General features: G+C 29.7%; 9 protein-coding genes and 1 tRNA gene. 2 read left to right on the top strand and 8 right to left on the bottom strand.

Annotation, left to right across the window (positions count from 1 at the left end; genetic code table 11):
- Positions 1–32: 32 nt before the first annotated feature.
- The 6 genes from L8X38_RS07570 to L8X38_RS07545 form a co-directional block, all read right to left on the bottom strand.
- Positions 33–590, bottom strand: coding sequence for a 2-oxoacid:acceptor oxidoreductase family protein (locus L8X38_RS07570; RefSeq protein WP_214118920.1), 558 nt, complete (start codon positions 588–590; stop codon positions 33–35).
- Positions 587–1,432, bottom strand: a complete 846-nt coding sequence (locus L8X38_RS07565) for a 2-oxoglutarate ferredoxin oxidoreductase subunit beta (RefSeq protein ID WP_263661689.1) — start codon at positions 1,430–1,432, stop codon at positions 587–589. The genes L8X38_RS07570 and L8X38_RS07565 overlap by 4 nt, the downstream gene beginning before the upstream one ends.
- Before the next feature lies 1 nt (position 1,433).
- On the bottom strand, positions 1,434–2,558 hold the full coding sequence (locus L8X38_RS07560; protein WP_039628358.1) for a 2-oxoglutarate synthase subunit alpha: 1,125 nt from the start codon (positions 2,556–2,558) through the stop codon (positions 1,434–1,436).
- A gap of 9 nt (positions 2,559–2,567) precedes the next feature.
- Positions 2,568–2,882 (bottom strand): 4Fe-4S binding protein, encoded by a 315-nt coding sequence (locus L8X38_RS07555; protein WP_133318853.1) that lies wholly within the window; start codon positions 2,880–2,882, stop codon positions 2,568–2,570.
- A 173-nt stretch (positions 2,883–3,055) separates the two neighbouring features.
- Positions 3,056–3,952, bottom strand: coding sequence for a malate dehydrogenase (locus L8X38_RS07550; protein ID WP_263659869.1), 897 nt, complete (start codon positions 3,950–3,952; stop codon positions 3,056–3,058).
- A gap of 18 nt (positions 3,953–3,970) precedes the next feature.
- The gene (locus L8X38_RS07545) at positions 3,971–6,472 is read right to left on the bottom strand and encodes an AsmA-like C-terminal domain-containing protein (RefSeq protein WP_263661688.1); all 2,502 of its coding nucleotides are present in this window, start codon (positions 6,470–6,472) and stop codon (positions 3,971–3,973) included.
- Between L8X38_RS07545 and mltG the strand changes: the two genes are divergently transcribed.
- The gene (gene mltG, locus L8X38_RS07540; RefSeq protein WP_133318850.1) at positions 6,459–7,412 is read left to right on the top strand and encodes an endolytic transglycosylase MltG; all 954 of its coding nucleotides are present in this window, start codon (positions 6,459–6,461) and stop codon (positions 7,410–7,412) included. The genes L8X38_RS07545 and mltG overlap by 14 nt on opposite strands.
- Here the strand turns inward: mltG and L8X38_RS07535 are convergent, their stop codons facing one another.
- Both L8X38_RS07535 and flgL read right to left on the bottom strand, forming a co-directional pair.
- Complete coding sequence (locus L8X38_RS07535; protein WP_412175242.1) at positions 7,413–9,941, bottom strand: DNA translocase FtsK; 2,529 nt, start codon at positions 9,939–9,941, stop codon at positions 7,413–7,415. It abuts the gene before it with no gap.
- Positions 9,942–10,294: 353 nt separating this feature from the next.
- Positions 10,295–12,517: a flagellar hook-associated protein FlgL gene (gene flgL / locus L8X38_RS07530; protein WP_263659867.1), complete on the bottom strand. Its 2,223-nt coding sequence runs from the start codon at positions 12,515–12,517 to the stop codon at positions 10,295–10,297.
- 159 nt (positions 12,518–12,676) lie between these two features.
- On the opposite strand from flgL, the gene L8X38_RS07525 reads away from it, so the two are divergent.
- Positions 12,677–12,763: transfer RNA gene (locus L8X38_RS07525), tRNA-Leu, on the top strand.
- The last annotated feature ends 107 nt before the right edge of the window (positions 12,764–12,870 follow it).

The raw sequence follows: 12,870 nt of genomic DNA, 5'->3' as shown, positions 1-12,870 counted from the left end.
ATATTATTTTACAAGAAAGAGTTTCTTGAAAATCAAGAAACCACTTGTGCTTTTTTAGCGTATTCTATACCTAAATCAAAAGCTTTTGCATTTGCCTCTTTAGTTTTTGCAGGTACCATATCAAGCATAGTTTGTTTTAATGCATCAATATCAATACATTTACTCATATAAGCAGCTATAGCTAAAGCAACGACTGATTGAGTAGCTACATTCCCTACTTCTTCTTTAGCTATAGTAATAATAGGAATTTCAAAAATTTTCCATCTTGCATAATCTTCTTTACTTGGATGAACTAAATTTGGCTCTATAACTATAACACCACCATCGCAAACACCGTCTTTAAAACTATGATAACCTTTATCAGCAGTTGAAAGCATAAAACTAACTTCACCTTCTACTGCATAAGGAAAAAAGATTTCATTTTCATCAATGATAATATCAACCTTAGTTGGCCCACCTCTAACTTGAGAAGTATAAGTAGAAGCTTTAAAAGCATTACGCCCTTCTTTAATGGCGGCTTTAGCTAGAATTTCACCTGCAGTGATAACCCCTTGTCCACCTTCACCACAAAATCTTAATTGATATTTCATTTTAATACTCCCAAATCAACCATTCTTTTTTCTTTCAAGGCTCTTCTAACTTCCTCATAAGCTTCACAATATTCTGTTTTACTTTCATCTTGGTGTAAAATTCCTGTAGGGAATTTATCCGCTCTTTGTTCATAGTCTAATTGTTCAAATTTAGACTTTTCAATACAACGATTTTTAATCCAATCAAGCATGCTTACAGCTTCGCCCATTTTGTTTTTTCTACCTAGATTAATATGGCAGTTTGAAAATACATCTACAAAACTATAACCTTTGTGAGATAAAGCTTTAAGAATGATATTTTCAAGCTTATTTGCCTCTATAACATTTGTTCTTGCTACAAAAGAAGCCCCAGCGGCTTTAGTAAGCTCACAAGCATCAAAATTTGGGTCTATATTACCTGCTTGAGCTGTAACAGTGTAAAAGCCTTGTGGGGTAGTTGGTGAAGTTTGTGAATTTGTAAGACCATAAATAAAATTATTGATTAAAATATGAGTTAAATCTATATTTCTTCTACATCCATGGATGGTATGATTTCCACCAATTGCCAAAGTATCGCCATCTCCACTTACTACGATTACATGTTTTTTAGGGTTTGCCAGTTTAATCCCTGTTGCATAAGCAATAGCTCGACCATGAGTAGTATGGACTGTATTGCAATTTACATAAGAACTCATTCTACCACTACAACCTATACCAGAAACTAAACAAACATCATCCATATTCCAGCCAAGTTTTTGAATAGCTCTAATAATAGCTTTTAAAACAACACCATCCCCACAACCCCAGCACCATTGTGTTGGAAGTTTATCTACTCTTAAATATTCATCGTAATTAAAAGCCATTTTACATATTCTCCTTTACTTTAGCAATAATTTCACTTGGGGTTATAGGGCGACCATTTGCACGGTGCAAGCTAATAAAATCATCTCTTTTACTTACTCTTTGAATTTCTTCTAAATATTGCCCCATATTAAGCTCACTTACCATAACTTTTTCAAATTTAGATACTACTTGAGCTATTTTTTTCTCAGCAACTGGATAAAGGGTAATAGGTCTAAAAAGCCCTACTTTTAAACCCTCTTCTCTAAGTCTTAAAATAGCTTCTTTAGCAGATCTTGCAACGCTACCATAGGCGATGATTAAAAACTGCGCATCATCACACATAAACTCTTCATAAGTACAAATTTCATCGGTATTATTTTTAATCTTACCAAATAATCTTTTGATATTTTTATCTACTATTGCTCCATCTTCTGTTGGAAAGCCTATGTCTCCATGATGAAGTCCTGTGATATGATAACGATAACCTTCAAAGAAAGGATTTAATGTGGCAGCTTCATTTTCACCTGCTGCATAAGGTTTGTAATCTTTTTTATCGCCCGTAAATTTTTTGCGGTTGATAATTTCTAATTCTTCTAAATCAGGTAATTTTGCCTTACCATTCATGTGTCCTATGGTTTCATCTAAAAGCAAAAATACTGGAGTCATGTATTTTTCAGCTAAATTAAAAGCTCTAATAGTTTCAGTGTAAGCTTCCTCTAATGAAGCAGGAGCTAAAGCTATACTTGCATAATCTCCATGTGTTGGAGCTTTTGCTTGAAATAAATCACCTTGCGCAACCCTTGTTGGAAGACCGGTTGAAGGACCACCTCTCATAACATTTACAATTACTAGTGGAATTTCAGCTATAAAACCCAAACCAATTTGTTCGGCTTTTAAAGAAATTCCCGGTCCGCTGCTTGCTGTCATGGATTTTACTCCACTCATAGAAGCACCTAAGGCCACGCTAATACCCGAAATTTCATCTTCCATCTGTATAAAAGTACCATCATTTTTTGGTAACATATGGCTTAGTTCATGTGCTATTTCAGAACTTGGGGTAATTGGATAACCACCAAAAAATTTACAGCCACAATCAATCGCAGCTTTGGCTACTAAAACATTACCTGTTGATATAACTTCTCTCATTTTGTTTTCCTATGCATTTAGTTTTTTGTATTTATTTTCTTTAACAGCTTGTGCTCTTTCTTTAGCTTCTGGCGTAAGCTTTGCAAATTTAAATTCATCTCTTTTGGCAACAAAGATCGCAAAATCAGGACAGTGACTTTCACATTCACTACAGCCTATACAAGAATCAGGATGAACCACTTCTATCATCTGTCCTAAAACTGCACTGATTTCATCTCTCATTGCTAAAACTCCGGCTGGACAATAGCTAACACAGATATTACAAGCCTTACATCTTGCTTCATCAACCCAAACTGGTGTATTCTCTGGAGCAATCATTAATATTCCTTTCTAGTTTTTTGTAATTTTCTAATGATTTTTTATTAAAAATTATTTTTAAAACAAACTTTTTATTATAGCGAATTTATAGCATGATTAAATATTATTTAAAAGATAAAATAAAACTAATAAGATTTTATAACACAAAGTAACATTAGGAGTAAAAAACTCCTAAAAAATTATTTATAATTATACTGAATAAAAGAATTTTCCAATGCAATTTGTTCTTGATTGTCTAATTTTAATTCTAAAGTTTCAAGCACCCCATCAAGACTAATCCTTGCCATAACTCCAAAAGCTTTTTCTCTTATGCCATATTCTCCATCTAAAATCACACATACTGGTAAAAATTCTCCACTTTTTAAAGCCTCTATCATTCTCACGCAAGCACTAGCAGGAGCTAAATAGGCTGAAGTTTTTAAATATTTTATAATTTTAGCACCACCGGTTTTAACCTCTTGTTCAATTTGAACAATATCTTGCTTATTTAAGACTTCACTTAAAGCTTTATTTTGCACTTTACTTTGAGATTTTACCAAAACCATACTATCATTGTGAAAACCTATAAGCTTAGTATCTATATAAGAAGTTTTTATATCTAATTTTTTGCTCACTTCGTATTTAAATCTAGCATTATCTAAAACACCTGCCATAGCAATGATTTTTTTTAATGAAAATAATTTACTTTCATAAAGAGCGTTGAGTAAAAAATCTACAGGATTGCTTACTATGATAAACAAAGGATCGTTGTTAAATTTTTTAATATTTTTTGCACACTCAAGCATAATTTTAGAATTAATAGCAAAAAGCTCATCTCTACTTTGACCTTCTTTTCTAGCTACACCTGCACTAAAAATAACCACTTGAGAATCTTTTGAGTATGTATAATCATCCGTACAAGTTATTTTAATATCAAAATTAAAAGCAGCTATGCTTTGACTTAGTTCTAATTCTCTAGCAAAAAGCAAGTCTTTATTAATATCAATCAATATAATCTCATCTATTAATTCTCTTAAAATTAAAGCATAAGCAATGCTTGCACCGACATTTCCTGCTCCTATGATGGTAATTTTCATCTTAGCTCCTTTGTGGTATTATTTAACTAAATTTGTCGGTAATTCAAAAATATTTTTTATCAAATGATAAGGAAGTTGCAAACTTTGTGCGATAAGTTGAGTTTTAAACTCGGGATTATCAATTGTTCCACCTAGTTTAATTTGTGTGCTAATTTGCCTGTCTTTGCCTAATATAATTTGATTGATAATTGGAACTTTAGAAATAACCGAACTAGCTGATTTTAGCGTTCTAAGCTCTAATAAACCATCCACTTGACTACTTCTTAAATTGATTTTAGCTTGACCTAAAATATCTGCACTATCACCATTAAAATTTAGCGCATCTATTTCAAAAAGATCTTTTTTGCGATTAAAACTTATACCAGCATTTTCTACACTAAAACCTTTTTCATTAAAAGTTGGGGCTTTAAATAAAATCAAACTAGGTATTGTATCAATAAAACTTAAGAGTTGCTGATGAAATTTTAAATCTTTTAAATAAGTATCTTTAAATAAAAATTTGCCTTTAAAAAAATCAGTACTATTACCATCTACATAAAGATTAAACTCGCCTTTTTCAAAAACATTTTGACGCATAAAAGTATTCAGAAAATCATCATCCATTTTTAAAGCTCTAATTTGCATTTGATTTTCTTTAAGCAAAAGCTCAAATTTAGACTCATTTCTATTAGCCCAAGCTTTTATATAGTCTTTTTTGATTTTAGCATTAAATTGATCAAAATCTAAAGTTTTGTTAAAATCTTTTAAGATCAAATCTATATTTTTAGCACTGATATTGTAATTTGAATTTTCAAGATTATCTAGTGTATTTTCTGTATCTTGTTCTGAAAATAATAAATTAACATTATTTAAAGTAATGTTAATATCATCATTGTCTTTTTGTGCAAAAACACTACCACTTGCGCTAGTTAAATTAAAATCTTCTCCCTTTATTTTTATACTAAAACTATCATACTCATAAGGATTATTATCCTTATAGAGTAAAAATGATTCAAAAGTGGTATTATTTATATCTACATCAAAATCTTTAAAATTTAAAGTATCTAATGACAACTCTCCATCATGCACATTATTTTTTTGCATTAATTTAGAATAAGTCTTATACTTTGCAAGCTTAGCAACATAAACAGACATACCTTGGTCAAAATTTAGAGTCGTAGTAAGCTCTTTATTATATAAACTGATATTTTTATCATAGTTAAGATCTAAATCAAGAAATTTATTTTCCATTTTTAAGCTATCTTGTGGTAATTTTAAATTTGTTATAAAGGTCTTAAAATTACCTTTTTTTTGCTTTAAATCAATACTTGCATTAAAATCACCGCTGATTAATTCACTTTGTACACTTGCATTTTTAATCTCTAATTTATCTTTTTGTAAATCAATATTTGCTTGTATGACTTTAAAGTCACTTATATTTATATTAGAATTTACAATATCAAAATTTCCTTTATATGAAACTCTTTCAGGGTGTTCAAAAGGAATTTTCAAAACTAAATCAGTCTTTGTAATACCATTGTTTTGTAAAAATGGTAATTTTATATCATATAAACGCAAAATTTTATTCACTCTATAATCAGCTCTAGCATTGTCACTTTTTATGCGTATATAAATTCCTGCTTTTTCATTTAGCATATTGTCTATATAAATTTGACTTTGATTGAGATTGTAATTGTTAAAATATACTTTATCATAGATAAATTCTAGTTTTTGTTTATTAAATTCAAGCCTTACAAAAGGACTAATGATAGGATCTATACCTTTATCTAAAACCACCTTCAAATTATTTACATAACCTTTAGCACTAATATCATTCAAATAATATCTATGTTTTCCAAAATCTGCAAAGCCATTTAATTTCTCTATAAAATAAAAATCAGCCTTTACCTTACCGCCCACCCAAAGAGCAAGATTAGAAGGCAAATGCACTCCATTTTCCACTAAAATATCAAAAATTTTTGAAATATTATTTGAGCTTATATTTTCTAATTCATAAGCAATCTCTTCTCTTTTAAGTGAGAATTTGACATCACTTTTTAAAAAATCACTATCAATTTCTCCTTTAAAAGTATAAAATTTTGTCTTAGGATTGATAAGTAAAGAGCCAACTACACTAAGGTTATGATCTTTTAAAAGAAAATTATCAATATTAGCTTGTATATTTTTATCACTAATTTTTAAATTGACTTTTACTAAAAGATTTTTACTGTTTACAAAAAATAGATTATTTTTATAAATTAATTCCACGGGATAGTTATTAACAAAAATTTCATCTATATTGATTTCTTGAAAAAACCAATAAATATATTTTACATCTTTGATAAGCTGTACAGCTTTACTCGCACTAGTTTCATTTTGAGTGTGTTGATTTTGAGAATTTACTATAACTTTTTTTGCATTTAAAATGAGTTTTTTATCTAATTTAATATATAATTTCTCCAAATTAATAGAAGAAATTTCTAATTTTTCTATGTAAATTCCATTTTTGAGGTAAATAAACAAAACAATGAAAAGTATCATAGGTAATGCTAAAAATTTAAGAATTTTTTTAATATGTTGTGATTTGATTTTAATTTTTCTTTTATCCATTTTTTATTATCTACTTTTACCTATAAAAACAAACTCTGTAGTTTTTATACCACAAGGTTCTGTTAGTAAGATTATAACGCAATTAGATAAAAATAACTATAAAATGAGCAATATTGATAAATATACTTTATATTTTTTAGGCCATCCACAATCTGGCTGGATAAATATAGGCACAAAAGAACTAAATAGAGCTGAATTTTTACATAAGCTTACCGTCGCTAAGGCAGCACTTGAAACTATTACTTTAATTCCTGGGGAAACGACTGAAATTTTCTTTGAAGAATTAGCACCAAAGTTAAATTTAAATGCCAAAACCTTAATGCAAGAATTTTACAAACAAAGCCCTTTTAAAGAAGGTATGCTTTTTCCCGAAACTTATAAAATTCCAAAAGGCATTACAGAAGAGCTTTTAGTAAAATATCTTTTGGCTTACTCTGCAAGTGAATTTAAAAAACTTTCTTATAAAATTTTTAGAGAATACAATGAAAAAAAATGGCATGAATATATCATCATTGCTTCCATTATACAAAAAGAAGCAGCGAGTAATGAAGAAATGCCTATAGTTTCATCTGTGATTAGAAATCGCTTAAGAAAAGGCATGAAGCTTCAAATGGATGGGACATTAAATTATGGAAAATACTCTCATGAAAAAATCACTCCACAAAGAATAAGATCAGATAATAGTTCTTACAATACTTATAAATTTAATGGCATACCAAAAGAAGCTGTGTGTAATGTTTCATTTGAAGCTATTAAGGCGGCTATTTTTCCTGCTAAAACAGAATATTTATACTTTGTAAGAGATAAAAAAACCAATAAGCATATTTTTACCTCTACTTTAAAAGATCATAACAAGGCAATAAGAAATTGATTATAAAATTTCTCTTTGGCCTTTTGCATCAGGTTCGCTTAAAACACCTGTTTGTGAAAGTTGTTCTATAATATTTGCTGCGCGGTTGTAGCCTATTTTTAAGCGTCTTTGCAAATAAGAAATACTAGTTTTTCTATCTTCTAAGATTACAGCCTTTGCTTCTTCATAAAGTTCATCTAAATCTCCATCATCAAATTCACTTCTTTTATAAGCTCCATCTTGACTATCATCTTTTAAAAAGCTCTCATCATATTCTACTACTTGTTGAGCTTTTAAAAACTCTACAATATTTTCGATTTCATTTTCGCTTGCAAAAGGTGCGTGCAAACGCACTAAACCACTCATACCAGGAGGAGTAAATAAACAATCTCCACGCCCTAATAAACTTTCAGCCCCCATAGAATCTAAAATAACCTTAGAATCTATCTTTTGTCCTACTTTATAAGAAATTCTACTTGGTAAATTTGCTTTTACAACACCAGTAACAACATCTACTGAAGGGCGTTGCGTGGCTACGATTAAGTGAATTCCACTTGCTCTTGCCATTTGTGCTAAACGACCTATATAAAACTCTACATCCTTACCTGCTGTCATCATTAAATCAGCCAACTCATCAATAATCACTACAATAAATGGTAAAATTTCTCCACCTTGTTCTTTGATCTTTTCGTTGTAATTTTCTATATTTTTAGTTTTTGCTTCAGCCATCAAACGATATCTGCGTTCCATTTCAGCCACCATATTTGATAAAGCATTTACCGCCTTTTTAGGATCAGTAATTACCGGTGTAAGTAAATGTGGAATATCATTATAAATACTAAATTCCAACATTTTAGGATCTATCATCATAAGTCTTAAGGTTTTTGGCGAATTTCTATAAAGCAAAGATAAAAGCATAGAATTTATACCCACACTTTTACCACTTCCTGTAGTTCCTGCTATTAAAAGATGAGGAAGCTTTTTAAGATCTGTGATGAAAGGATCGCCTACTATATCTTTACCTAAAGCTATAGTTAAAGGTGAGCTAGAATTTTTAAATACCTCACTTTCTAAAATTTCTCTTAAGTAAATCGTATCGATTTTTTCATTTGGAACTTCAATTCCCACTACATCTTTACCTGGAATTGGAGCTTGAATTCTTATAGTTTGAGCTTTTAAAGCCATAGCTAAATCATCTTGTAATGATAAAATTTTACTTACTTTAACATCTGCTGCTGGGCGAAATTCAAAAGTAGTTACAACAGGACCTGTGTAAGTTCTAACTACATCTCCACCTATTTTAAAGCGTCTTAATTTTTCCAATAAATCATAAATTTTTCTATCTATTTCTTCTTCATTTATCTCGCTTTTACCTTCTTTTGGCATAGTTAAAAAATCTAAGGGTGGTAAAGAAAAATCTTTTGGTTTTTCAAAATTCCCAAAGTCAAGATCTTTTAATAAAGCTTTATTTTCACTCACTTCATTAGTGATAGAATGGTGTGTTTTATTTTCTATTACTTCTATTATAGGCTCTTGGGTAATCTCAAATGGAATTTTTTCTTCTTTAACTTCATTTTGTGCTTCTTCTACTACAAAAGGATTTTCATAGTTTCTTTTACTTCTTAGCTCTTCTATACTAATAGGCTTGGCAAAATCATCTTCACTAAAATCAAGTTCTTTTACTTCATTTTGTGGAATAAAATCTTCATCTTTAAATTCTTTTACCCCTAAAAAGCTAGTTTTATTTTGAATTTTTTTAAACTCAGCTTCTTTTTGTGCTTCTATAGCATTTAATTCTTCAATTTTTTTAAAATCCTCATTAAGCTCTTCTAAGATTTTTTCTTTTTGCAAGGCTTTATATTCTTCTAGCAATTTAGCTTTTTGTAGCATTTGCTCACGCTCTTTAAGCTCTTTGGCAAACAAAGAATTTTCTTCTATCACCTCTTCTTTGTTTTCGTTTAAATCCATATTGCGTCTTTTATAGCTTGGTTCATCTAAATTTTTACTTTTTAAAGTTTGAGTATAAATATCTTCACTTTTATTTTTGTATTTTAATAAATACTCTTCAGGGGTCATTTCATCTTCCTTTATATTTATTTGACTAGCTTTTTGAGCAAAACTTGCAATAGGCTCTGAAAGCTCATGAATATAACTTGAACCTAGCTTTTTATCCTCTTCACTAATCACAACCTCTTCTAATTCTTGATTTTTTAAATCTTCAAGATTAAATTTTTTATTCTCTTGGATTTCTTTTTTTGGTAGCTCTTTTTCCTTGATAAGTTCTTCTGTTTTATCTTTAATTAAAAGCTCTTGTTTGAGCTTTTCTTGTTCTTCTTTGGTTTCATTTTCATATTTATCGCCACCAAAAAAGCCAAAAATTTTATTTTTAATTAAAGTTTCAAGTTTTAAATAAAAATCAAAATCAAGCTCTATTTTAAATACCTCTTTGATAATTTGCGGAAAAGAAATACTAAAAGCAAAAGCTAAAAGCAAAATTACCAAGATTAAACTTCCTATTTTTCCAAAAAGTCCATCTAAGATTACAAACATAGCAGAGGCTATATAGCCTTTATCTTGCAAGAACGCTGAAGCAAAAATAAGTGAAGCAAAAATACAAGCAAAAACAGCCACACTAAATCTACGCTCTATAAGTTCAAAATTATAGTTATTTTTATACAAAAGATAATTAAACCAAAAAAAGACAAAAGGGTAAAATTTAGTCAATGATCCAAATAAAAAATAACTAAGTTTTGCCAAGGAATACCCTATAATACTTACTAAAGCTTGATCGGGTATCAAAGCACTTAAGCAAAAATAAAAAATAAAAATATTAGAAATAACAAAAATAGCTTCTTTTTTTATAATATATCCTTTATAAAGAAAAAAGCTATTATATCAAAAAATTATAAGTAGTTTAATAAACTAATTTGAGAAATTTTAGAAGTAGCCGAAAGCATAGCTTGATAAGATACCATAGTTTGCATAAACTGCATATAAGTTTGCCCATAATCAGCATCAGTCACACCGCTTTTAATAGAAGCTACATTGATATTTAAAAAAGTCATTCTTTTATTTGTCTCTTCTATATTATTAGTGTAAGCTCCTATGGTTGTTTGCATTTTTCTAACATGATCTTGCAAATGATCTATTCTTTCTAAAGCCCCTTGTAAACCTGTATTTCTAGGATCACTTCCTTCTGAATCAGCTCTCATACTGCCATTTAAAACAGCATCTATCATCTCATCTAAATCTTTAATCAAATCAACATTTGGATCATCAATAGTTAAAGAATTATTTGCACTAAATACAAAACCTGATCCATTTACAGAAGTACCTGCTGGAGGAAAACCGCTATTTGAATTTGAATCCTTAATAGTAAGACCTATATTAGTGTTACTTGAAAATTTATCAGTAATACTTATACGACCTTTATAGTCCATACTAACTTCAACAAAACCTTTAGAATCAGCTATGTCTTGTTGGATAGTTTGAAAATCATTATTATTAATAGTTCCGTTTGCATTTGGAGTAATAGTTGCTGTAGGAACATTATCACTTGCAAACATACCGATAATATCATTTAACTGGCCATAAGTAATATCTTCAGGTCTTGTTTGCATACCCACTGCATTACCTGTATTTTCATTATATTGAGAGTGAGTAATAGGAAAACTTATAGTTTGATTAGGATTGTTTGGATTAACATAACTTACAGTTGAAGTTTCCAAATTTATAGTTACATTATAAGTTTGTCCACTTTTAGAAACAATTTCCATTTGGAGCTGTTGACCTTGCATGCTTCCATTGGCATTTGCTACAACTTCACTTAACTTTGTACTATCAGTAGCATATTCACTTGTACCTTTAATCACTTGAGAAACATTGCCAAAAACAGTATTTCCATCTTTTTCAAAAGGCACATCATAACTAGCCCCATTAGTTTTATCACCATTGATGTTACTTTTAATAAAATCTGTTTTGTGCAAGTTTACAGTAAATTGCTCGCCGCCAACTTCTACTGTTACTGGATTTCTAGTGTTATTTAAATTTCCTCCGTGTGCTGCTTGCATAATACGATTGGTTACATCCTCCATGCTAATACCTTCTCTTTGAGCAGCAGCACTTAAGGCTTTGATTTGTTCTGCATCTTGAAGCTGTGGAGTTAAAGCAACAGCATGAAAATCTAAAGAACTACTTCCTTCTTTTAAACTCTTTATTTCTATCTGTCCGCTATCATTTAATGCTACTTTAACAACCTCATTTCCCTCTGTATTTCCATATAATCTTCCAATATTTTTTAATACATCTTCAATTTTTGCATCAGGATCTATATCTAAAGTAGCTTTAAAACTTGTTCCATCAGGTCTAACACCTTGAATATACATAGCTGAATGCGGGAAAGGAAGTTTCTCATCATAGCTATCTTGAAAATTTTTATCTGGATCAAGTTCTCCATTTTGAACATAGTTTTGGCCTATTAAATGTGAAAATTTAGATTCTCCGGTTAAAAATTCTTTTTTGTCCGGATAACGAGCATCAGTAAAAGAAACATTTGTTGAAATAATTTTATTGATATTTGAATCAGGCTTAAAAAATAAATCCCATCCAGGTATATTATAAGGAATTTGGGTGCCAGCACCACTTACTACAAAAATATTATCTTTATTCCCAGTATAATTTCCATAATTATCAAAAGGTTTATTTGCACTATTTGATCCTGCAAAGAGATATTGCCCATTGATACTAGTATTAGCAATATTTACAATAGAATCTCTTACAAGTTTGAGTTCTTTTGCTATAGCCTCTCTTGATTCTTGAGAATTACCATCACTTGCAGCTTTTGTGAGTAATGTTTTAAATTTTTCTAAAAGTTCTGTGATATTTTTCAAGGCAGTATCTGTGTTTTTTGCTAGCTCCATAGCAGATTGAGTTCCTTGAACTATTTGACCTATGTTTGCCATCTCATATTCTAATCTTGAGCCATTAATATAAACATTTGCATTTTCCCAAGAATGCTGAATAAGCTGACCTGTTTGTAGCTGCAAATTATATTTATTAAGCAAAGACTGACCATCTGTGTAGTTTTGTATAGAAGTGTAGTAATTATACTGATTGCTAATTCTCATTATTTTGCTCCGCAAATAAATTTTTTAATTATTTACAAGCAAAAAAAGTTCCAAATTTTAATGATATTTAAATTTTTTATATAAAATATTTTATATTGTTTTAATTTTTTTTTAGTATAATCCCATATTCTATTTAATTATTTTAAAACTTTCAAAAAAGCCCGAGTGGTGAAACTGGTAGACGCGCCAGACTCAAAATCTGGTAAGGGCAACCTTGTGTCGGTTCGAGTCCGACCTCGGGCACCATTTGTTTTTTACTCCCAAATGTTATTTTTTGGCAAATTATATTCAAAATATTAAAAAAGAGTTTTTATTTTCATTAACAAATCACACCTGCTAAATCTATCATTTAC

The sequence above is a fragment of the Campylobacter sp. CNRCH_2014_2452 genome (assembly GCF_025772865.1).
GTDB lineage: Bacteria > Campylobacterota > Campylobacteria > Campylobacterales > Campylobacteraceae > Campylobacter_D > Campylobacter_D lari_D.
This window is presented reverse-complemented; position numbering and strand designations above follow the sequence as displayed.